The sequence below is a fragment of the Lysobacter sp. N42 genome (assembly GCF_004344885.1).
In genome coordinates this window covers 1-20,034 of sequence record NZ_SKFB01000048.1, presented here as the reverse complement: position 1 = coordinate 20,034, position 20,034 = coordinate 1, and the positions used below count along the sequence as shown (strand labels likewise).

At 73.7% G+C, this 20,034-nt stretch carries 19 protein-coding genes and 1 pseudogene; 10 read left to right on the top strand and 10 right to left on the bottom strand.

The features are described from left to right. Nucleotides 1-95: 95 nt before the first annotated feature. The 4 genes and pseudogenes from bioH to bioB form a co-directional block, all read right to left on the bottom strand. On the bottom strand, nucleotides 96-872 hold the full coding sequence (gene bioH, locus EYQ95_RS23760; protein ID WP_132331268.1) for a pimeloyl-ACP methyl ester esterase BioH: 777 nt from the start codon (nucleotides 870-872) through the stop codon (nucleotides 96-98). Between the two features lies 1 nt (nucleotide 873). Then, nucleotides 874-1,269 (bottom strand): ACT domain-containing protein, encoded by a 396-nt coding sequence (locus EYQ95_RS23755; RefSeq protein WP_132331266.1) that lies wholly within the window; start codon nucleotides 1,267-1,269, stop codon nucleotides 874-876. After that, nucleotides 1,266-2,540, bottom strand: a pseudogene (locus EYQ95_RS23750) (aminotransferase class I/II-fold pyridoxal phosphate-dependent enzyme); the annotation flags it as partial. The pseudogene EYQ95_RS23750 and the gene EYQ95_RS23755, both read right to left, overlap by 4 nt. Before the next feature lie 12 nt (nucleotides 2,541-2,552). After that, nucleotides 2,553-3,632 (bottom strand): biotin synthase BioB, encoded by a 1,080-nt coding sequence (bioB, locus tag EYQ95_RS23745; RefSeq protein WP_370451331.1) that lies wholly within the window; start codon nucleotides 3,630-3,632, stop codon nucleotides 2,553-2,555. Nucleotides 3,633-3,681: 49 nt separating this feature from the next. On the opposite strand from bioB, the gene EYQ95_RS23740 reads away from it, so the two are divergent. From EYQ95_RS23740 to EYQ95_RS23725, 5 genes are all read left to right on the top strand, one after another. Continuing rightward, the gene (locus EYQ95_RS23740; RefSeq protein ID WP_132331264.1) at nucleotides 3,682-4,431 is read left to right on the top strand and encodes a ComF family protein; all 750 of its coding nucleotides are present in this window, start codon (nucleotides 3,682-3,684) and stop codon (nucleotides 4,429-4,431) included. Nucleotides 4,432-4,458: 27 nt separating this feature from the next. Further along, nucleotides 4,459-5,007, top strand: a complete 549-nt coding sequence (locus EYQ95_RS23735; RefSeq protein WP_132331262.1) for a hypothetical protein — start codon at nucleotides 4,459-4,461, stop codon at nucleotides 5,005-5,007. A 228-nt stretch (nucleotides 5,008-5,235) separates the two neighbouring features. After that, the gene (locus tag EYQ95_RS23730) at nucleotides 5,236-6,267 is read left to right on the top strand and encodes a TIGR00266 family protein (protein WP_132331260.1); all 1,032 of its coding nucleotides are present in this window, start codon (nucleotides 5,236-5,238) and stop codon (nucleotides 6,265-6,267) included. Continuing rightward, nucleotides 6,267-6,440 carry a hypothetical protein gene (locus tag EYQ95_RS26460; protein WP_165924842.1) on the top strand — a complete coding sequence of 58 codons (174 nt, stop codon included), beginning with the start codon at nucleotides 6,267-6,269 and terminating at the stop codon, nucleotides 6,438-6,440. Before EYQ95_RS23730 ends, EYQ95_RS26460 begins: the two co-directional genes overlap by 1 nt. Nucleotides 6,441-6,556: 116 nt before the next feature. Further along, complete coding sequence (locus EYQ95_RS23725) at nucleotides 6,557-7,537, top strand: patatin-like phospholipase family protein (RefSeq protein ID WP_132331258.1); 981 nt, start codon at nucleotides 6,557-6,559, stop codon at nucleotides 7,535-7,537. Nucleotides 7,538-7,679: 142 nt separating this feature from the next. Here the strand turns inward: EYQ95_RS23725 and EYQ95_RS23720 are convergent, their stop codons facing one another. Then, nucleotides 7,680-8,921: a DUF4010 domain-containing protein gene (locus tag EYQ95_RS23720; RefSeq protein WP_132331272.1), complete on the bottom strand. Its 1,242-nt coding sequence runs from the start codon at nucleotides 8,919-8,921 to the stop codon at nucleotides 7,680-7,682. A gap of 154 nt (nucleotides 8,922-9,075) precedes the next feature. On the opposite strand from EYQ95_RS23720, the gene EYQ95_RS23715 reads away from it, so the two are divergent. After that, nucleotides 9,076-9,840 (top strand): SDR family NAD(P)-dependent oxidoreductase, encoded by a 765-nt coding sequence (locus EYQ95_RS23715; protein WP_132331256.1) that lies wholly within the window; start codon nucleotides 9,076-9,078, stop codon nucleotides 9,838-9,840. A gap of 163 nt (nucleotides 9,841-10,003) precedes the next feature. On the opposite strand, the gene EYQ95_RS23710 is transcribed toward EYQ95_RS23715, so the two are convergent. Together EYQ95_RS23710 and EYQ95_RS23705 are read right to left on the bottom strand one after the other, a co-directional pair. Beyond that, nucleotides 10,004-10,819, bottom strand: coding sequence for a universal stress protein (locus EYQ95_RS23710; protein WP_165924841.1), 816 nt, complete (start codon nucleotides 10,817-10,819; stop codon nucleotides 10,004-10,006). 110 nt (nucleotides 10,820-10,929) lie between these two features. Next, nucleotides 10,930-11,406: an Lrp/AsnC family transcriptional regulator gene (locus EYQ95_RS23705; RefSeq protein WP_132331270.1), complete on the bottom strand. Its 477-nt coding sequence runs from the start codon at nucleotides 11,404-11,406 to the stop codon at nucleotides 10,930-10,932. A gap of 119 nt (nucleotides 11,407-11,525) precedes the next feature. Between EYQ95_RS23705 and phhA the strand changes: the two genes are divergently transcribed. After that, on the top strand, nucleotides 11,526-12,416 hold the full coding sequence (gene phhA / locus EYQ95_RS23700; RefSeq protein ID WP_132331252.1) for a phenylalanine 4-monooxygenase: 891 nt from the start codon (nucleotides 11,526-11,528) through the stop codon (nucleotides 12,414-12,416). A 56-nt stretch (nucleotides 12,417-12,472) separates the two neighbouring features. Here the strand turns inward: phhA and EYQ95_RS23695 are convergent, their stop codons facing one another. After that, nucleotides 12,473-13,177, bottom strand: coding sequence for a hypothetical protein (locus tag EYQ95_RS23695; protein ID WP_132331250.1), 705 nt, complete (start codon nucleotides 13,175-13,177; stop codon nucleotides 12,473-12,475). 145 nt (nucleotides 13,178-13,322) lie between these two features. Between EYQ95_RS23695 and EYQ95_RS23690 the strand changes: the two genes are divergently transcribed. Together EYQ95_RS23690 and EYQ95_RS23685 are read left to right on the top strand one after the other, a co-directional pair. Further along, nucleotides 13,323-14,429, top strand: coding sequence for a sensor histidine kinase (locus EYQ95_RS23690; RefSeq protein WP_132331248.1), 1,107 nt, complete (start codon nucleotides 13,323-13,325; stop codon nucleotides 14,427-14,429). Further along, nucleotides 14,426-15,055, top strand: a complete 630-nt coding sequence (locus EYQ95_RS23685; protein ID WP_132331246.1) for a response regulator transcription factor — start codon at nucleotides 14,426-14,428, stop codon at nucleotides 15,053-15,055. The genes EYQ95_RS23690 and EYQ95_RS23685 overlap by 4 nt, the downstream gene beginning before the upstream one ends. A 934-nt stretch (nucleotides 15,056-15,989) precedes the next feature. On the opposite strand, the gene EYQ95_RS23680 is transcribed toward EYQ95_RS23685, so the two are convergent. Both EYQ95_RS23680 and dinB read right to left on the bottom strand, forming a co-directional pair. Continuing rightward, nucleotides 15,990-18,356 (bottom strand): GGDEF domain-containing phosphodiesterase, encoded by a 2,367-nt coding sequence (locus EYQ95_RS23680; protein WP_243700058.1) that lies wholly within the window; start codon nucleotides 18,354-18,356, stop codon nucleotides 15,990-15,992. A 175-nt stretch (nucleotides 18,357-18,531) separates the two neighbouring features. Continuing rightward, nucleotides 18,532-19,635: a DNA polymerase IV gene (dinB, locus tag EYQ95_RS23675; protein ID WP_165924840.1), complete on the bottom strand. Its 1,104-nt coding sequence runs from the start codon at nucleotides 19,633-19,635 to the stop codon at nucleotides 18,532-18,534. Between the two features lie 180 nt (nucleotides 19,636-19,815). Here dinB and EYQ95_RS23670 point away from each other — a divergent pair. Continuing rightward, the coding region (locus tag EYQ95_RS23670) for a hypothetical protein (RefSeq protein ID WP_207916634.1) at nucleotides 19,816-20,034 on the top strand (219 nt) is incomplete at its 3' end.

Sequence of the window (20,034 nt, the reverse complement as noted above, 5' to 3'; positions counted from 1 at the left end):
CGGTGGCGAGCAGCGTGAGCGGATGCATGGCCTCGTCGATGCGCGCCCGGGCGCGGCGCATCGTGGCGATGCCGCGGTGTATCGCCGCCGCGCGCTCATGCCGCCACTCCGTGCACGCGGCGCGCGAAGGCGTCGATGGCCGCGGCCACCGCGTCGGCCGCGCCGAGGAAGGGCGCGTGGCCGGCGTCGTGGATCACCAGCGACTCGGCGCGCGGCGCCAGCGCGGCGGCCGCGGGCATGGCAGCGGCCGGGACGAGGCGGTCGCGGCGGCCCGAGATCCACAGGCTGGGCACGGCCAGCGCGGGCAGTTCGGCGCGCGCGTCGAAGGCGTCGAGCAGTTCGAGTCCGCGCAGCAGCGCCTGCGGGGCCGGCTCGCCACGGGCGAAGGCCTGCGCGCGCAGGTCGCGCAGCTCGGCCTGCGCGCTGGCCGAGCCCAGCGCCTCGAGCGCGAGGAAGCCTTCCAGCGTGCCGCGGAAATCCTTCGACAGCGCCTCGCCGAAGTCGCGGAACAGGCTCGGCCGCACGCCATGCGGCCAGGCCGTGTCCTGCACGAAACGGGGCGAGGAGGCCACCATCACCAGCCCGCGTACGCGCGCGGGCGCATCCAGCGCGGCGCGCAGCGCGAACTGCCCGCCCAGCGACCAGCCCAGCCAGACCGCGTCCGGCGCGGCCTCGACCAGCTCGCGCGAGAGCAGGTGCGGGTCGAGCGGGCGATCGCTGTCGCGCGCATGGCCGTGGCCGGGCAGGTCGACCAGGTGCAGCGTCCAGCGCGCGCGCAGGCGCTCGATGAGCGGCGCGAACAGCCCGCCATGCATGGCCCAGCCATGCACCAGCGCGATCGACGGGCCGTGGCCCAGGGTTTCGACGTGCATCTCAGGCGCCCCGCAGGCTGCGGATGGCGGCCACCGCATCGTCGCGGCGCGCGGCCGGCACCAGCAGGTGGTCGTGGAAGTAGCCGGCGAGCACGTTGCAGGCGATGCCGCGCTCGGCCAGCACGCCGGCCACCGCGGCGGTCACGCCCACGGCATTGAGCGCCGAGTGCACGCGCAGGCTCAGCCAGGCGGCCACGAAGCCCGGCGGCGCGCCCAGCGCGTCGGCGGCGCTTTCCGGCACCACGTAGGTGATGCCCTCGGCCTCGGTGATGCGCGCCTGCGCCACGGCGTCGGCGGCCGCGTCGGGCCCCGTGCGCGTGAGCAGAACGTACGTGCCGGGGCGCACGTCCACGTCGAGCGTGGCGAGGATGGTGGGAAGATGGGTTTCGCCGGTCATGCGGGGGAGGGCACGGAGGAGTGGGCGGCATCGCGCGCGCGGGCCAGGGCCTCGGCCAGCGCGTCGACGTCGGCGTCGGCATGCAGCGCGGTGAGCGTGACGCGCAGGCGCGCGCGGCCCTCCGGCACGGTGGGCGGGCGGATGGCGGACACCCAGAAGCCGGCGTCCTCCAGCGCGCGCGACATCGCCAGCGCGCGGCGGTCGTCGAAGGCCATCACCGCCTGGATGGGCGTGGCCGACGGCAGCAGTTCGACGCCGTGCCCGCGGGCGCGTTCGTGGAAGCGTTCGACCAGCGCGGCCAGGTGCGCGCGGCGGTCGTCGGCGCGGCGCGCGAGGCGCACGGCGGCCAGCGCGGCAGCGGCCAGCGCGGGCGGCAGCGCGGTGGAGTAGACGTGGCCGCGCGCGGTCTCGGCGAGGTGGCCGACGAGGTCGGCCCCGCCGGCGACGATCGCGCCGCAGGTGCCCAGTGCCTTGCCGAGCGTGGCCAGGCGCAGCGGCACGTCGCACGTCGACAGCCCTGCCGCGTCGACGCTGCCGCGCCCCTGCGCGCCGAGCACGCCGACGCCGTGCGCGTCGTCCACGTAGAAGAGTGCGTCGTGCGCATGCGCGTGCGCGGCCAGCTCGCGCAGCGGCGCGACGTCGCCGTCCATGCTGAAGACGCCGTCGGTGGCCAGCAACACGAGGCCTCTGGACGACGCGGTGGCGGCACGCGGCTCGCGCGCCGACGGCGCGGCGATGGCGGCCTCGTGCGCGTCCCGCCACGGCGCCGGCCTGGGCGCGGTATCGCGGCGGGACACCGCCCGCCGCAGCTGCTGCGCCGCGCCGTCGACGTCGGCATGCGGATAGCGCCGCAGCGTCGCCCCGGACAGGCGCGCGCCGTCGATCAGCGAGGCGTGGTTGAGCCTGTCCTGCACGCAGGTGTCGCCGTCGCGCAAGAGCGCCTGCAGCACCGCGAGGTTGGCGGTGTAGCCGCTGCCGAGCAGCAGGGCGGCCGGTGTTTCGAGCCAGTCGGCGACCTCGCGCTCCAGCGCTTCGTGCGCGGCGTGGTGGCCGCAGATCAGCGCCGACGCGCTGCTGCCGGCCTCGCGCGCCTCGCGCAGCGCGCCCACCACCGCCGGGTGCTGCGACAGCCCGAGGTAGTCGTTGCTGCAGAAATTCAGCAGCACGCGGCCGTCGACCTCGCAGCGCATGCCGTCGCGCCCGGTGACGATGCGGTGCACGCGGCGTCGTGCCGCGGCGTCACGGGCGGCACGCGATTCGGCGATGCGCTGCGTCCAGCCCACTCAGGCCGCGCAGCCACAGCCGCTGCCGCAGCCCATCGACGCGGCGCCGATCGCCGGTGGCGCATCCACGATGTCGGCATGCACCGTGTTCGGCCCCTCCACCACGTGCATCGGGCGCAGTCCCAGGCGCGCGAACAGCGCCAGGTCGCGCTCGGTGTCGGGGTTGCCGGTGGTCAGCAGTTTCTCGCCGTAGAAGATCGAGTTCGCGCCGGCGGCAAAGCACAGCGCCTGCAGCTCGTCGCTCATCGACTCGCGGCCTGCGGACAGGCGCACCATCGAGCGCGGCATCATGATCCGGGCGACGGCGATCATGCGCACGAACTCGAACGGATCGAGCTCGGCGGTCTGTGCGAGCGGCGTGCCCTCGACCTTCACGAGGCGGTTGATCGGCACCGAGTCCGGATGCGCCGGCAGGTTGGCGAGCGCCTGCAGCAGGCCTGCGCGCTGCTCGCGCGTCTCGCCCATGCCCACGATGCCGCCGCAGCAGGTCTTCATGCCGGCGTCGCGCACGTGCTCGAGCGTGTCCAGGCGGTCCTGGTACTCGCGCGTGTGGATGATCTCGCCGTAGAACTCCGGCGCGGTGTCCAGGTTGTGGTTGTAGTAGTCCAGGCCCGCCTCGCGCAGCGCGCGCGCCTGCTCGGGTTTGAGCATGCCCAGCGTGGCGCAGGTCTCCAGCCCCAGCGCCTTCACCTCGCGGATCATCGCGGCCACCTTGGGGATGTCGCGGTCGGCCGGCGAGCGCCAGGCCGCGCCCATGCAGAAGCGCGAGGCGCCGGCGGCCTTGGCCTGGCGCGCCTTCTCGAGCACCGCGTCGGTGGACATGAGCTTGGTGGCGTCCACCCCGGTCTGGTAGCGCTGCGCCTGCGGGCAGTAGGCGCAGTCCTCGGGGCAGCCGCCGGTCTTGACCGACAGCAGCGTCGAGACCTGCACCTCGGCCGGGTCGAAGTGCTGGCGGTGCACCGTGCCGGCGCGGTGCAGCAGCTCGGTCAGCGGCAGGTCCAGCAGGGCGAGGATCTCCTCGCGGCTCCAGTCGTGGCGGAGGCCCGCGGCCACCGGCCGCAGTTCGCTGACAAGGCTCATGGGATTTTTCCGACAGGCGCGACGGCGCGGCCGCGGCAGTCTGGAAACCATGGATACCGCTGTCAACCTGGAAACCCTGCCGCCGGTTGACGGGATCCGCGCCCGCCTGGCCTTCTGGCTGCGCAACGACGCCACCCGCCTGCTCTGGCCCACCCGCTGCCTGGCCTGCGAGGACCCCGGCCTGGACGGGCTGGACCTGTGCGCTCTCTGCGAGGCCGAGCTGCCGCTCAACGCCAGCGCCTGCCGCGCCTGCGCCCTGCCGCTGCCCGAGCCCGGCCTGTGCGGCGGCTGCCTGGGCGCGCGCTCGCCGCTGGCCGAGGTGCACGCGCCCTTCGTGTACGCCGCGCCCATCGACCGCCTGCTGCCCCGGCTGAAGTTCGCCGGCGACCTCGCCGCCGGCAAGCTGGTGTCGCAACTGATGGCCACGCACCTGCGGCAGGCGCCGCGCCCGCAGGCGCTGCTGCCCATCCCGCTGCACCGCGCGCGCCTGCGCCGGCGCGGCTTCGACCAGGCGCTGGAGCTGGCGCGCCCGCTGGGGCGCGCGCTGGGGCTGCCGGTGCTCGACGGCGCGCTGGTGCGGCTGCGCGCCACGGCCGAGCAGTCGACCCTGAGCGCCGTGGCGCGCCGGCGCAACGTGCGCGGTGCCTTCGCGGTGCGGCCGAGGCTGCCGCTGCCGGCGCACGTGGCGCTGGTCGACGACGTGATGACCACCGGTGCCACCCTGCGCGCGGCCGCGGCCGCGCTGCGGCAGGCCGGCGTGGCGCGCGTGGATGCCTGGGTGGCGGCGCGCGTACCCTGAGGCCGCCCACCGCATGGATGCCTGCCGATGACGCGTTTGTCCCTGGCCTTGGCGACCCTGGCCGCAGCGCTCGCCGTCGCGCCCGCCGCGCGGGCCGACCAGTTCATCTACCTCGACCTCCAGCAGGCGCGCGCCGCGCTGGCGCGGCTTCGCGCCGGCGACGTCGTGCATCACTACTGCGCACCCTGCGGGGACGCGAAGTCCGAGCGCATGACGGTGCGCAGCCTCGGCATCGACCGCGTCTGGGATCGCGACAGTGCCGCGCAGCCGTATAACAGCGACGGCCTCACGTTCTGGGTGGTCGAACTCAACGACGTGGGCGTCGACCTCGCCTACGTCTACGTTCGCGAAGGCGGGCAGTGGCGCAACCTGGCCGCCCTGCTGGGCCTGCAGCCCTGGCGCGTGCCGGCCGTGCTCCCGAAGGAACGCGTCGGAACCCGCTGGCGCTGCGGCACGCCCCGCGATCCCGATCCGGGCAACCCCTACTTCCCGCAGCTGGATGCGCCGCGCGATCCCTGCCCGCTCGACCCGCCAGGCGCGGGGACGCCGCCGGTGGGCGACCCCGGCTGGCGCTGAGCGCGCCCGGCTCCGGGCGCTGCGCCAATGCGGCGAGGCGTCGGCATGTCGGCGCGGGTCCGCATCGAGACTCCGGGCCGCCCGCCGGCGCACGCGGTGGGCGCGCGTGGTGATCACCGCGTCCGCATGACGCGCGACGCCGCGCCGCGGCCGGCCATGACCTGCGGCCGATGCCGTGTCGCATCGCGTCGCTACACTCGCCCCATCCCGTTCGCCAAGGAGTGCCCCGTGAGCCAGTGGTTCTTCGTCAATCCCCGTTCCAGCGATCGCATCGGCCCGCTCGAGCCCGAGGCCGCCTTCGCCCATGCACGCCAGAACCCGGACCACGTCTGCTGGCGCGAGGGGCTGTCGGGCTGGCAGCCGGTGCGCTCCATGCCCGAGTTCGCCGAGGCCGTGGGCGCGCCGGGCACGCATGCGCCGCCCCCGCCGCCGATGCCCGGCACGCGCGGCATGAACGACGACATCGACTACCGCATCGTCGGCAACGACATGCCCTTCGTGGAGATCGAGCTCGATCCCGGCGAGAGCGCGATCGCCGAGGCCGGCTCGCTCATGTACAAGGAAGCCAGCGTCGGCATGGAGACCGTGTTCGGCGACGGCACGCGCAGCGGCGCGGGCGGTGGCGGCGGCTTCATGGACAAGCTGATGAGCGCCGGCAAGCGCGTGATCACCGGCGAGAGCCTGTTCACCACGGTCTACACGCACAACGGCCAGGGCAAGGCCCGCGTGGCCTTCGCCGCGCCCTATCCGGGCACCGTGCTGCCCATCCGCCTGTCCGAACACGGCGGGCGCCTGATCTGCCAGAAGGATTCGTTCCTGGCCGGCGCGCGCGGCGTGCAGGTGGGCATCCACTTCCAGCGCAAGATCATGACCGGCCTGTTCGGCGGCGAGGGCTTCATCATGCAGAAGCTGGAAGGGGATGGTTGGGTGTTCGTGCATGCCGGCGGCACGCTGGTCGAGCGCGACCTCGCGCCGGGCGAGCGCCTGGACGTCGACACCGGCTGCGTGGTCGCCTTCCATTCCAGCGTCGACATGGACGTGCGGCCGGTCGGCGGCATCAAGTCGATGTTCTTCGGCGGCGAGGGCGTGTTCCTCGCCACGCTCACCGGCCCGGGCAAGGTCTGGCTGCAGTCGCTGCCGTTCTCGCGCATGGCCGCGCGCATGTTCGCCGCGGCGCCGCAGGGCGGGGGCAAGAACGTGGGCGAAGGCTCGGTGCTCGGCGGCCTGGGCCGCATGCTCGACGGCGACGGCCCGTTCTGATGCGCCGCAGCCGCACGGCCGCGGCGGTCCTCGCGGTCGGCCTGGTACTCGGCGCCGCGTTCGCGGCGCAGGCCTGGGCCGGCGCGCGCGGCCATTCGCTGGGCGGCGTCGGCCTGCTCGCCTTCGCCGCGCTGGCCGGCCTGGCCTGGTCGCTGCTGCGCCGGCGCGGATGACGCGAGGCGGGCCGTGACCGGCCCAGGCCGCGACCTGCGCTGAACGCCGGGCGTGCGCGGGCCGTGGCGGGCCCGCGCCGCCTATCCTTCGCGTCCCGCCCCAACCGTCCCCGCGCATGCGCCGTCTTCGTCCTACTGCGACGCTCCTTGCCCTCGCGCTGCTTGCCGGCTGCGGCGGCGCGGACGCCGTGCGCCCGTCGCCCCCGCCGCAACCGGTCGCCGCGCCCGCGGCCAAGCCCGTGCGCGTCGGCCTGGCGCTGGGCGGCGGCGCGGCCAAGGGTTTCGCCCACATCGGCGTGATCAAGATGCTGGAGGCCAACGGCATCCGCATCGACGTGGTCGCCGGCACCAGCGCGGGCAGCGTGGTGGGCGCGATGTACGCCGGCGGCATGGACGCCTTCGCGCTGCAGAAGCAGGCCGTGGCCCTGGACGAGGACCGCATCCGCGACGTGCGCCTGTTCTCCGGGGGCCTCGTGCAGGGCCAGGCGCTGCAGGACTACGTCAACGCCACGCTCGCCCACCGCCCCATCGAGAAGCTGCGCAAGCCCTTCGCCGCGGTGGCCACGCAGCTGGAAACCGGCAAGCGCACGGTGTTCACCCGCGGCAACGCGGGCCAGGCGGTGCGCGCCTCCAGCAGCATTCCCGGCGTGTTCGAACCGGTGCGCATCGGCGGGGCGAGCTACGTCGACGGCGGCGTGGTCAGCCCGGTGCCGGTCGACGCCGCGCGCCAGCTGGGCGCCGACGTGGTGATCGCGGTGGACATCTCGACCAAGGTCGACGGCACGACGCCCGCCAGCCTGCTGGGCACGGTCAACCAGTCGATCACGATCATGGGCCAGAAGCTGGGCGAGCAGGAGCTGGCGCGTGCCGACGTGGTGATCCGGCCGAAGGTGAACGACATCGGCCCGGCCGACTTCGAACGCAAGGGCGCGGCCATCCTCGAGGGCGAGCGCGCCGCACTCGCCGCGCTGCCGCAGATCCGCGCGCGCATCGCGCAGCTGCGCCAGGCGCGCGCGCCGCGGCCGGCGCTGCCGAAGCCGCGCTGCGAGGCCTCGCGCCTGCAGCGCCTGCTCGGACGCGAGCCCGACTGCGGCTGAAGCCGGGGCTGGCGCCCCGCGGCAGGACGTGCGCCGCTCGGGTCCACCGCGGGGTGCAGCGGTGCGCTGGGCGGGTTGCCGTCCACGCCGCCAGGTGGGCATGCGCCCACGGAAGCCGGAGCCGTCGAGCGCAGGTACGCCCCTAGCCGGCGAGCGCGAGCATGGCCGCGAACGCGGCCACCATCAGCGCCAGGCCTGGCAGCAGGCGCAGCCCGTACCGGGCGCCGCCCACGGCGAAGGCCACCGCGGCCTTGGCCACGGTGTTGGCGGCGAATGCCAGCGCCAGCGCGGTCGCGGCGAGGTCGAGCGGCGCCTGCCCGGCATCCACCAGCTGCGCGGCCGACACCGCCGCGGCATGCACGTCGGCCAGGCCCGACAGCGCCAGCGCGACCGCCAGGCCGGCATCGCCCAGTGCCTGCCGCGTCGCGGCGGCCAGCAGCAGCACGCCGGCCACCACGCCCACGAACACCAGCGCATGCCGCGGCTCGAAGGCACGCCCGGCGATGCGCGCCTGCGCGCCGCCGGTGCCGGCGCGGTCGCGCCAGACCGCGCGTGCGGAGAACAGCAGGATGGCCAGGCCCGCCGCGGCCAGCGGCGCGGCGATGCGCGCCAGCAACGCGGGCGAGACGACGGCGACGACCACCGCCAGCTGCACCACCGTGCTCACGCTGGACAGCGCGCCGGCGCAGGCGGCGGTGGTGGCCAGCGCGGGATCGCGCCGGGCCAGCGCGCCCATGGCCGCGGTGGTCGCCGTGCTGGAGGCGAAGCCGCCCGCCAGCCCGGCGACCAGCAGGCCCCAGCGCGTGCCCAGCAGGCGCAGGGCCACGTGGCCGGCGGCGTTGATGGCCATGACGATGACGGCCAGCAGCCAGAGCCTGCGCGGATTGAGCACCTGCCAGGGGTCGACCGCGCGGTCGGGCAGCAGCGGCAGCACGATGGTGGCGGCCGCCGCCAGCAGCAGCGCGTCGTGCAGCTCCTGCTCGGTGAGCGCCTCGCGCACGAAGCGGTGCAGGCGGGTCTTGGTGGCCAGCAGCAGCGCGACCAGCACGCCGGTGCCGGCGGCCAGCGCCGGCTCGCGCATGGCCAGCACGCCCAGCAGGAACACGACCAGCATCGCGAACTCGGTGGTCAGGCCGGGATCGGCGCCCGAGCCGCGCCGCCACGTGGCCAGCGCCGCGAGCACGGTGAACGCGCCGCCCACCGCCAGCGCCACGCTGCCCAGCATCGCCGCCAGCGCCCCCGCCAATGCAACCAGTGCGAACGTGCGCACGCCGGCGCTGCCACGCGTGCTGCCGTTGCCCTTGCGTCGCTCGCGCTCGATTCCGATCAGCAGGCCGACGCCCAGCGCCACCGCCAACCCGCCCACGTCCGTCGCTGCGATCATCCCGCCAGCTTCGGCCAGCGCCGCTGGCCGGCGCAAGGCACGCGGCAATTGATCCCGGTCAATCCGGACGGTCCGGTGCCGGGGCAGCATGGGCTACCGGCATGCGTTCGTCCCGGGCTGGCCGCCGGCAGCCCCATCCCAAGGAGGCATCGGCATGAAGCGTGTGGAGAACCGGGTCTGCATCGTCACCGGCGGCGCCGTCGGCATCGGCCACGCCTGCGTGCTGCGGCTGGCGCAGGAGGGCGCGAAGGTGGCCATCTTCGACGTCGACGACGCGGCGGGCGAGGCGCTGGCCCGCGAGGTCGGCGGCCACTGCGCCTACTGGCACGTGGACGTGGCCGACGAGGCCGCGGTGAAGGCGGCGATCGACGCCGTGGCCGCGCGCTTCGGCGCCGTGCACGTGCTGGTCAACAACGCCGGCATCGCCGGCACCAACAAGCCCACCCACGAGCTCAGCGAGGCCGAGTGGGACCGCGTGCAGGCGGTCAACGTCAAGGGCGTGTTCTTCTGCACCAAGCACGCCATCCCGCACATGAAGGCCGCGCGCCTGGGCAGCATCGTCAACCTCTCGTCGATCTACGGCCTGGTCGGCGCGCCCGACGTGCCGCCCTACCACGCGTCCAAGGGCGCGGTGCGGCTGATGAGCAAGACCGACGCGCTGATCTACGCGCCCGACCGCATCCGGGTGAACTCGGTGCACCCGGGCTACATTCGCACGCCGATGGTGGAGCACCACCTGCGCGACAGCGGCGCGACCGACCTGGAGGCGGCGATCCGCGAGGTCGGCGCGCTGCATCCGCTGGGCCACATGGGCGAGCCGGACGACATCGCCTGGGCGGTGGTTTACCTCGCCTCCGACGAATCGAAGTTCGTCACCGGCAGCGAGCTGGTGGTCGACGGCGGCTACACCGCGCGCTAGGCACCGGGCGACGGGGCGGCATCGCGACGGGCGATGCCGGACGCGGCGCCAAGGCAGCCGCGCGGGCCTGCCGGGGGCCGCACCGGCACTCGGGCCGCGTCGTCACGCGCCACGCCACGACGTCAGGCTAGGCCACGTGCGCGGCCCGGCGGCGGTCGAATGCCTAGTGGCGCATCAGCACCGGCAGCGCGGCATGCTGCAGCACGTGCCGGGTGACGCCGCCCAGCAGCCACTCGCTGGCGCGGGACCGCCCGTAGGCGCCCATCACCAGCAGGTCGGCCCCGCAGCCGGCGGCGGCGTCGAGCAGGCCAGCGCCGGTCTGGGCCTCCCCTTCCAGCGTGTGCCAGACCACGCAGGCGGCGCGCGCCTCGAGCCAAGGCTGCAGATGGAACTCCGGCGCCAGCGCCGAGCGCGGCTGCGGCGTGCCGGCCAGCACCACCACCCGGTGCGCGCGCGCCAGCAGCGGGCCGGCGGCATGGACCGCGCGGATGGCCTCGGCCGAGCCGTTCCAGGCAATGGCCACCGTGGCCACCGGCAGTTCCGGCTCCACCGCCGGCGGAAGCACCAGGCCGGGAAGGCCGCTGCCGAGCACGATCCGGGCGATGCCATCGGGGCTGGACCAGGCGTCCGGGCCGCCACGGCGCAGTACGACCAGGTCGTTCCAGGCGCCGGCCTGCGCGATCAGGTCGGGCACGTGGCCCGCCCCCACGGTCCAGGTCGCGTTCGCCACGCCCATCGCCTGCGCCCAGGACTGGAAGGCCGCGGCCTTTCCGCGGGCATCGCGCACCTCGCGCTCGGCGCAGGTCGCCCATTCGGCCAGCGCCAGGCCGGGGTCGTAGAGCGAGGGCGGCGGCACGCCGATCGGCACCGCATGCAGGGCCGTGAGACTGCCGCCGAGACCGGCGGCGATGCGCGCGGCCGGACGGGCCTCGCGCTCGAAGTTCGCCGGATCGACGATCCGGACCAGCACGTCCTGCATGGCGGTCTCCCGCGAGCCTGTGGGTCGGACCATGCTGCAACCGCGCGCGGCGACGCGCCTTGATCCGGCTCAACCCGGCGGCGGAGGCGGACGAACGGTCGCGCGGGGCCTCAGCGCGCGGGCAGCGGCAGCCCGCGGAAGGCCTTCACCGTGCGCAGCACGAAGCTGGAATTGACGTCGGCCACGCCGGCCTGGTTGAGCAGGCGGTCGAGCAGGAAACGCGAGAAGTGCTCGAGGTCGCGCACGGCCACCTGCAGCAGGTAGTCCATGTCGCCGGTGAGCGCGTGGCAGGCCACCACCTCCTCCCATTGCTCGACGAAGGCGGTGAACGCGGCGATCGCCGGCGCGTCGTGCCGCACCAGCTGCACGCGCACGAAGGCCTGCAGCCCGAGGCCCAGCCGTTCGGGATCCACGCGCGCCGCATAGCCGGCGATCACGCCGTCGCGCTCGAGCCGCTGCACGCGGCGCAGGCAGGCCGACGGGGAGAGATGCACGCGCTCGGCGAGCTCGGCATTGGTCAGCCGGCCCTCGGCCTGCAGCGCGGCGAGCAGTTGGAGGTCGGTGCGGTCGAGCTCGACAGCGGCCATTGCTTGCGTATCCGGCCAATTCAACGCACGAATGTTGCGTCACCGCCCGGATATCACGCAAGCACGCAATCCTATTGCGCGTCGAGGCGCCTAGATTGGTCGATCCACCGGAGGCCGCCATGAACGCCCAGCCCCAGCGCATCGAACACCAGCTCACCGACAAGGGCTACGTGCCGGTCTACACCACGGCGGTCATCGAGCAGCCCTGGTCGAACTACACACCCATCGACCACGACGTCTGGGCGCAGCTGTTCGAGCGCCAGCAGAAGATCCTGGTTGGCCGCGCGAGCCAGGCCTTCCTCGACGCGCAGCGCGCCATGCGCATGAGCGCGCACGAGATCCCGAAGTTCGACGAACTCAACCGGACGCTGCGCGCGGCCACGGGGTGGGAGCTGGTCGGCGTCCAAGGTTTACTGCCCGAGCTCGACTTCTTCGACCACCTGGCCAACCGCCGCTTCCCGGTGACCTGGTGGATCCGTAAGCCCGATCAGATGGACTACCTGTCCGAGCCGGACCTGTTCCACGACCTGTTCGGCCACGTGCCGCTGCTGATGAACCCGGTCTTCGCCGACTACATGCAGGCCTATGGCCGCGGCGGGGTGAAGGCGCATGGCATCGGCCCGGAGGCGCTGGCGAACCTCACGCGCCTTTACTGGTACACCGCCGAGTTCGGCCTGATCCGCGACCCCGACGGGCTGCGCATCTACGGCAGCGGCATCCTGTCGAGCAAGGGCGAGTCCATCCACTGCCTCGAGAGCGATGCGCCCAACCGCATCGGCTTCGACCTCGAGCGCATCATGCGCACGCGCTACCGCATCGACACCTACCAGAAGACCTACTTCGTCATCGACTCGTTCGAGCAGCTGTTCGAGGCCACGCAGCCGGACTTCAGGCCGATCTACGCGCGCCTCGCGCTGCAGGACTCGATCCCGGCCGGCGACGTGCTCGACACGGACCTGGTCTACCACCGCGGCAGCGGCGAGGGCTGGCTGGCCGACGGCGACGTCTGACGGGCTTTCCGTCGGCCACAGGCGCGTGCCGGGCGCGCGCCGGCACGCCACGCGCTTCATGCATGCGCCTGCGGCGCGGCGACCGGCCGGGCCATGGGCGCGGCCATGCGGTACCTGCGGTCCAGCCACAGCTTGGCCGCGACCGACAGCAGCACCGGCATGAACCAGGCGACGTAGTACAGCGTGCTGCCACCCAGCTGCGGCAGCAGCCGCGGCAGGCCGATCGCGAGGAAGGCGATGTGGGTGGCCGCGCCGTTGCCCACCATCGCCCCGTAGTGCTCCTGCATCCACCAGCGCGGCTGGTGCGGGATCCGGCGACGGCGGCGCCACATGTCCAGCCCGCCGAGCAGGCCGACCAGCGAGAAGCCCGTCAGCAGCGCCTGCCCCGTCTTCAGCCCGAGGGCAAGGATGCCCAGGCCCGCCAGCACGTTCGCCACCGCCAGTGCGTGGTAGGCGCGGCCGAGGTAGCGGCCGGGCGAGTTGCGGTCGCGGATCGCACGCCAGGACAGCCAGACCGTGGTGCCGACGAGCAGCAGCAGGTAGGCGAGGAACGCGCCGGCCACCGGATGGCCGGCGAGGAAGCGCTGCAGGGTCAGCGGCACGCCACTGGCGATCACCGTCGCCATCGCCAGCAGGTAGACGCGGCCGGCGAGCCGGTGGCGCGGGCTGCCCTTGCGCAGCATGGCGGCGAGCCAGAACGTGGCCAGGGCGAGGGTGCCGGCGATGACGTGCAGCGTGAGGAAAGCGGGATAGCCGGGCATGGCGCAGCTCCGAGGGGACCGGAGTACAGCCTCGCGTTGCGGGCGTGCCGCGCGCAGGCCCGGCGGTCACCGATCCGCCCTGCCGGAAGTCACTTCCGGTGCCCGCGCCGTTGCGGCCTGCCGCGGCCCGCCGCAGCATGCAGGCATGAGCCCGCTGCGCACGCTGCTGCAACCGATGATGCTCGCCGCGCTGGTGACCTGGGCCGCGGTCGTGCTGGGCCTGCGGAGCGACGCGTCCGGGCAGCGCCCGCTGATGCTGGGCCTGGCGCTGGCCTACCTGGCGGCGCTGCTGGCGATCGACCTGCTGCCGCGGCACCTGTCGCGCCGCCTGGTCAACCCGCTGCTGGCCGTGGAGGCCGCCTGTGCGCTCGCGCTCGTGGGCCTCGCGCCACGCGCGGGCACCGCGCCCGTGCTGCTGGTGGTGTGGGTGGCGCAGCTGGCCATGCTGCATCCGCCGCGCGTCACCGTGCCGGCCATCGTGGTGGTCGACGTGCTGCTCTACCTGCTGCTGCGGCAGGCCGGCTATGGCGATCCCCTGCTGGTGACGGTGGTCTACCTGGGCTTCCAGTCCTTCGCCGCGCTCACCGCGCACTACGCGCGCACGGCCGAACGCTCGCGCGATGCGCTGGCCCGCGTCAACGCCGACCTGCTCGCCACGCGCGCGCTCTTGGCCGACAGCGCGCGCGATGCCGAACGCCTGCGCCTGGCGCGCGAACTGCACGACGTGGCGGGGCACAAGCTCACCGCGCTGCGCCTGAACCTGCGACTGCTCGCGGCCGACCGCGAGCTGGCCCCGCGCGGCGAACTCGACGTCGCGCAGCAGCTGGCAGGCGAACTGCTCGACGACCTGCGCGGCGTCGTGCACGCGCTGCGCGATGCCCGCGGGCTCGACCTCGCCACCGCCCTGCGTGCGCTCGCCGCCCCGCTGCCGCGTCCCGCGCTCGAGCTCGACATCGCGCCCGGCCTGCACGTGGACGACCCGGCGGTCGCCGAAGCGGTGCTGCGCGTGGTGCAGGAAGCACTGACCAACGCGGCGCGCCACGCCGATGCCGACCACGTGCGCGTGCGCCTTGCGCGCGACGGCGACGCGCTGGCCCTGCACGTGGAGGACGACGGCCGCCTGCGTGGCCCGCTGCGCGAAGGCAGCGGACTGACCGGCATGCGCGAACGCGTCGCCGCGCTCGGCGGCGAGTTCGCCATCTCGCGCAGCAGGCTTGGCGGCGTGGCCATCGACGCGCGGCTGCCTGCATGAGCCTGCGCATCGCGCTCGTCGACGACCAGGCGCTGGTGCGCGCCGGCCTGCGCGCGCTGCTCGAGCGCCAGGGGCTGGACATCGTCTTCGAGGCCGACGGCGGCGAGGCGCTGCTGGCGGCCCTGGCGAGCCATCGCGTGGACGTGGTGCTGTCCGACATCCGCATGCCGGGCATGGACGGCATCGAGGCCGTGCGCGCCCTGCGTGCGCGCGGCGACGCCACGCCCGTGTTGCTGCTCACCACCTTCGACGAACCCGACCTGCTCCTGGACGCCACCCAGGCCGGCGCGCAGGGCTTCCTGCTCAAGGATGCCGACCCGGCCGACCTGCACGACGCGGTGCTGCGGCTGGCGCGCGGCGAATCCATGCTGCAGCCGGTGGCCACCGACCCGGTGCGCGCACGCTATGCCTACCACGCGAGCGACGCGCCGAAGGAACGCTTCTCGGACAAGGAAGTGGCGGTGCTGCGGCTGATGGCGGGCGGCTACTCGAACAAGGAGATCGCCCGCGCGATGTTCCTGGCCGAAGGCACGGTCAAGAACTACGTCTCGGTCATCCTCGACAAGCTCGACACCCGCGACCGCACGCGCGCGGTACTGAAGGCGATCACGCTGCGGGTGATCTAGCGAAGGCGCACGCCGTCGGAGCCCCCGTCGGCAGGACCGGCCAACCCGCCGACACGCGTGGCGCGACGCGCTCGCATGCCAACCGACGTTGCCGGAAGGCAGCCGCCGCACTCGCGACAAGATCATCGACTTCCCGCTTTGCGTCACCACGGCAGCGATGCCAATGGTGAGACCCGAAGGGCGGCGCGCAGGAAGCGCGCCGTCGGCACCCAAGCCATGGATGGCGAGTGTGCCGATCGCGGTGTCGTGTCCGGTCGCGAGCTGTAGACCTGTCGGGAAAGGCCCTTTCTTTTGGGTACTTTTCTTTGGGCCAGCAAAGAAAAGTACCTCGGGCGCGACAGCGCACGAAACGCTGTTGCTGCTAACCACAACGCAAAGGCAACGTCCACGGGTCCCCGCGTTCGCGGGGATGACGGCGGTACGGGCCCAGCGTCACAAGGCGGTCGGGCGGCAGGATGGAAGTCACTGGGTTCCCGCTTTCGCGGGAACGACGGGGTTGGTGGCGACTGTGGCGTCGGCTTCCTTTCGGAAACCTCGGCAGCCGGCACCAACCGGAAGACCCGGAGGGCGGCGCGCAGGAAGCGCGCCGTCGGCACCCGAGGCAGGATGCCGAGTGTGCCGATCGCGGTGTCGTGTCCGGTCGCGAGCTGTGGACCTGTCGGGAAAGGCCCTTTCTTTTGGGTACTTTTCTTTGGGCCAGCAAAGAAAAGTACCTCGGGTGCGACAGCGCACGAAACGCTGTTGCTCTTACCCACACAACACCAATGGCAACATCCATCGATCCCCACGTCCGCCGGGATGACGAAGCATTACGAGGCAATGGGCGGCCGGAGTCCCCGCCTGCACCGGGCACGACGGTGAGCGCGGCACAAGCCTGCGCTGCGTCCATGGATCCCGTGTTGGCGGGACGACGGCGTCCCGCACCTGACGGGCATCAACCCCGCGGCGCCCCCGCCGGCCCGCCAGGCCCCGGCCCCCGGGGCTGCACCGCCACCGCCTCCTCGAACGCCACCGGCCGCGCGAACAGGTAGCCCTGCAGCTCGCCGGCGCCGCTCTCGCGCAGCCAGTCGCGCTGGAAGGGCGATTCCACGCCCTCGGCCACCACGCCCAGCTTCAGCGTGCGCGCCAGCGCGATCACCGCCTCGCAGATGGAGCGGTCGCTGGCGTCGCGCTCGAGGTCGTTGACGAAGCTGCGGTCGATCTTGAGCCGGTGCAGCGGCAGGCGCTTGAGGTAGCTCAGCGACGAGTAGCCCACGCCGAAGTCGTCGATCGCCACGGTGACGCCCAGCGCCGCCAGCGCGGCCATGGCCTGCGCCGCGCGCGCGGGGTCGTCGAGGATGACGCTCTCGGTGAGCTCGAGCTCCAGCGCGCCCGGCGGCAGCTCGAACTCGCGCACCACGCGCTCCACGTCCTCCAGAAGGCCATGGGTGAACTGCATGGCCGAGACGTTCACCGCGATGCGCACGTGCGAGAGCCCCTGCGCGGCCAGCAGCGCATGGTGGCGCGCGGCCTCGTGCAGCACGCGGCGGCCCAGCTCCACGATCAGGCCGCTTTCCTCGCAGACGGCGATGAACTCCGACGGCGGCAGCAGGCCGCGGCGCGGGTGCTCCCAGCGCACCAGTGCTTCCATCGCCACCAGGCGCAGGTCGGCGGAGAACACGGGCTGGAACAGCAGGCGGAACTCCTCGCGCTCCAGCGCCTCGCGCAGTTCCTGCAGCAGCTGCAGCTTGCCGGTGGTGACCGGCATCTTGCCCGCGCGGTAGGCCACGGTGCAGTTGCGACCCTGCTTCTTGGCCTGGTACATGGCCATTTCCGCGCTCATCAGCAGGCTCTCGGCGCTGGCGGCGTCCTCGGGGAAATGGCTGTAGCCGACGCAGGCGGTGAGCTTGCAGTTGCGGCCGTCGCCCAGCTCGATGGGATCGGCCAGCGCCGCATGCACGGCCGAGGCGGTCATCTCCGCGCGCATCTCGTCGCTGCCTTCCAGCAGCAGCGTGAACTCGTCGCCCACCGAGCGCGCCAGCACGCCGCCCGGCCCGGCCACGCGCGACAGGCGCGCCGACAGCTCGACCAGCACGCGGTCGCCGGCGCCGTGGCCGAAGGCGTCGTTCACCAGCTTGTACTCGTCGAGGTCGACCACCACCGCCGCCACGCGCGTGCCCGCGGCCTGCGCGCGCTGCACGGCGCGGGTGGCGAGGTCGAGCAGGAGGTGGCGGTTGGGCAGGCCGGTGAGCACGTCGTGCGTGGTGCGCCAGGCCAGCTGCTGCACGTGGCGCTGGCGCTCGCCGGCGTCCACCAGCAGCGCCATCAGGTGGGTGACGCGCCCGCGCGCGTCGCGCATCGGGGTGAAGTGGTAGTCGCACCAGAACGGCTGGCCGTCCGGGCGCAGGCCGCGCAGCGGGGCCTGCGCCTCGCGCATGTCGCGCAGCGCCTCGCGCAGGGTCTGCGCGCCGGGCTGGGTGGTGTCGGCGGCCTGGAGGAAATCGAAGGGGCGCCCCTCGACCTGCGAGAGCGGATAGCCCGTGATCTGCTCGAAGGCCGGGTTGGCATAGACCACCGGAAAGCCCGGCACGGTGGCGTCGGCGATCAGCAGGCCGGTGCTGCCGGCCTCCACCGCACGCTCGAGCAGGCGCAGGCGCGTGGACAGCAGGTGCTGCGGGCGCAGGTCGATCATGCCCCCCACCATCCGCAGCGGGGCGCGGTGCCCGTCGCGCTGGATGTAGCCGCGGTCGAGCACGTCGGTGTAGGTGCCATCGGCGCGCTGGAAGCAGTACTCCTGCGTCCAGGCATCCTCCTTGCCCTCCAGCGCCATGGCGAGGCTGGCCACCACGCGCCCGCGGTCGTCGGGGTGCACGAGTGCGCTCCACTCGTCGACGTTGCGCGGCAGCGTGCCGGGGCGGTAGCCGAAATTGCGCACGAACCCGTCGCTGAACCAGATCTCGCCACTGACGACGTCGTAGTCGTAGGCGGCGTCGCTCATCGCACGCGCGATCAGGTGCACGCGCTCCTGCGCGCGCGCCTGCTCGCTGACGTCGTGCGCGACCACCAGGCGCGATGCCCGCCCGCGGTAGACGATGTCGGCCCAGTGGATGGCCACGCGCATGTCGCGGCCGTCGCGATGGCGATGGGCCAAGACGCGGCCCTGCCCGCGCTCGCCCTTCGGCGCGCGCAGCTCGGCCAGCAGCGCTTCGCGCTCGGCAGGCGGGCGCAGCTCGAGGATCGTCATGCGCAACAGGTGCTCGCGCGGATAGCCATAGGCACGCTCCATCGCCGGGTTGAGCTCGACGATGCGCAGCGTCTCCATGTCGAAGATCCACATCGGCACCGGGCTGGCATCGAATGCGTCGAACTCGGCGGTGCTCATCCCTGCCCCCGCTGCGGCGCATGCCGCAGATCCCGCAGGACGATGCCATGTGAAAACGACGGCGTGAACCCCTGACTTCCGAGCCGTGACCCCACGCCGCCTCCGTGCTCCGGCCTCAGGCCCGCGGTGCGTCGTGCGGCCCGTCGAACAGGTCGGCCTGCGGGTCGTGCGCCAGGTTCGCCAGGCCCACGCCGACCAGGCGGTAGCGGGTGGCGGGCGGAAGGTCGACCCGCCCGAGCAGGGCGCAGGCGGTGTCGGCCAGCGCCTGCCCCGCGCGCGGCGGCCGCGGCGGGCTCAGCGAGCGGGTGAGGATGCGGAAGTCGGCGGTCTTGAGCTTGAGCACGATGGTGCGCGGCTGCCGCGGCGGCCGCCCCGCCTGCACGTCGCGCTCGCGCTGGCGCTCCCATGCCGCCCAGGTACGCGCGGCCATGCGGCGGACGTGCGGGGCGAGCGCGTCGAGCGGCAGGTCCTGCTCGAGGGTGTCCTCGCTGGAGATCTGCGTATGCGGGCGCTCGGGCTCGACGGGGTGCTCGTCGATGCCGAAGGCCAGCTCGTGCAGGCGCCGGCCCCAGCGCCCGAACTCGGCCACCAGCGCATCGGCCGGCTGCGCACGCAGGTCGGCGACGGTCGCGATCCCCAGCTCCTGCAGCCGCGCCTCGGTCACGCGGCCCACCCCGGGCAGGCGGCCGACGGCGAGCGGGGCGAGGAAGTCGAGCACGCGCGCGGGCGGCACCACGAACAGCCCGTCCGGCTTGCGCCAGTCGGAGGCGATCTTGGCCACGAACTTGCTGGGCGCCACGCCGGCCGAGGCGGTGAGGCCGGTTTCCTCGAAGATCGCGGCGCGGATGTGCCGGGCGATGTCGGTGGCGCTGGCCAGGCCGCTGCGCGGGCGGGTGACGTCGAGGTAGGCCTCGTCCAGCGAGAGCGGTTCAACGAGTTCGGTATGGCGGGCGAAGATCGCCCGGATCTGCTGCGACACGGCCTTGTAGCGGGCGAAATCCGGCGGCACGAACACCGCGTCCGGGCACAGGCGTTCGGCGCGGATGGCCGGCATCGCCGAGCGCACGCCGAACACGCGCGCCTCGTAGCTGGCCGCGCAGACCACCGAGCGCGCACCGCGCCAGGCCACCACCACCGGGCGGCCGCGCAGGGACGGATCGTCGCGCTGCTCGACGCTGGCATAGAAGGCATCCATGTCGACATGGATCACCTTGCGCACGGGGCTGTCCACGCTGTCATCGCGTCGCCATCGGAAGCCGCCATTGTCGCGCGTGGCGGCACGCACGTGCGTCGGGCGTGGTCGCCGCTCTGAATGCCCAGCAACGCGGGCGGGCATGCACGACGGCCCGCTCACGGCCGCCCCGCCAGGCTGTCGCGCCATTCCACCGCACCGCGCACCATGTCCGAGCCCACCGCCGACCAGCTCTACCAGCAGCATGCCTACCTCGAGGACGGCATCGCGCATGCCATGCGCCGGGCGGGCCGGGGGCCGGATGCGGTGCTCGAGCGCCGGCTGCTCGGCCAGGCGCGCCTGCTGCAGGCGATGCTGGGCGACCGCGCCGGCGCGCAGGCGGTGGCGGACGCGGCCGAAGCCGCCTGCCGGGTGATGGACGCGGCC

What these genes read in the sequence shown, in the direction of transcription:
- bioH (WP_132331268.1), bottom strand. Translation starts at nt 872, where the DNA reads ATGCACGTCGAAACCCTGGGCCACGGCCCGTCGATCGCGCTGGTGCAT.
- EYQ95_RS23755 (WP_132331266.1), bottom strand. Translation starts at nt 1,269, where the DNA reads ATGACCGGCGAAACCCATCTTCCCACCATCCTCGCCACGCTCGACGTG.
- bioB (WP_370451331.1), bottom strand. Translation starts at nt 3,632, where the DNA reads ATGAGCCTTGTCAGCGAACTGCGGCCGGTGGCCGCGGGCCTCCGCCAC.
- EYQ95_RS23740 (WP_132331264.1), top strand. Translation starts at nt 3,682, where the DNA reads ATGGATACCGCTGTCAACCTGGAAACCCTGCCGCCGGTTGACGGGATC.
- EYQ95_RS23735 (WP_132331262.1), top strand. Translation starts at nt 4,459, where the DNA reads ATGACGCGTTTGTCCCTGGCCTTGGCGACCCTGGCCGCAGCGCTCGCC.
- EYQ95_RS26460 (WP_165924842.1), top strand. Translation starts at nt 6,267, where the DNA reads ATGCGCCGCAGCCGCACGGCCGCGGCGGTCCTCGCGGTCGGCCTGGTA.
- EYQ95_RS23725 (WP_132331258.1), top strand. Translation starts at nt 6,557, where the DNA reads ATGCGCCGTCTTCGTCCTACTGCGACGCTCCTTGCCCTCGCGCTGCTT.
- EYQ95_RS23720 (WP_132331272.1), bottom strand. Translation starts at nt 8,921, where the DNA reads ATGATCGCAGCGACGGACGTGGGCGGGTTGGCGGTGGCGCTGGGCGTC.
- EYQ95_RS23715 (WP_132331256.1), top strand. Translation starts at nt 9,076, where the DNA reads ATGAAGCGTGTGGAGAACCGGGTCTGCATCGTCACCGGCGGCGCCGTC.
- EYQ95_RS23710 (WP_165924841.1), bottom strand. Translation starts at nt 10,819, where the DNA reads ATGCAGGACGTGCTGGTCCGGATCGTCGATCCGGCGAACTTCGAGCGC.
- EYQ95_RS23705 (WP_132331270.1), bottom strand. Translation starts at nt 11,406, where the DNA reads ATGGCCGCTGTCGAGCTCGACCGCACCGACCTCCAACTGCTCGCCGCG.
- phhA (WP_132331252.1), top strand. Translation starts at nt 11,526, where the DNA reads ATGAACGCCCAGCCCCAGCGCATCGAACACCAGCTCACCGACAAGGGC.
- EYQ95_RS23695 (WP_132331250.1), bottom strand. Translation starts at nt 13,177, where the DNA reads ATGCCCGGCTATCCCGCTTTCCTCACGCTGCACGTCATCGCCGGCACC.
- EYQ95_RS23690 (WP_132331248.1), top strand. Translation starts at nt 13,323, where the DNA reads ATGAGCCCGCTGCGCACGCTGCTGCAACCGATGATGCTCGCCGCGCTG.
- EYQ95_RS23685 (WP_132331246.1), top strand. Translation starts at nt 14,426, where the DNA reads ATGAGCCTGCGCATCGCGCTCGTCGACGACCAGGCGCTGGTGCGCGCC.
- EYQ95_RS23680 (WP_243700058.1), bottom strand. Translation starts at nt 18,356, where the DNA reads ATGGAGACGCTGCGCATCGTCGAGCTCAACCCGGCGATGGAGCGTGCC.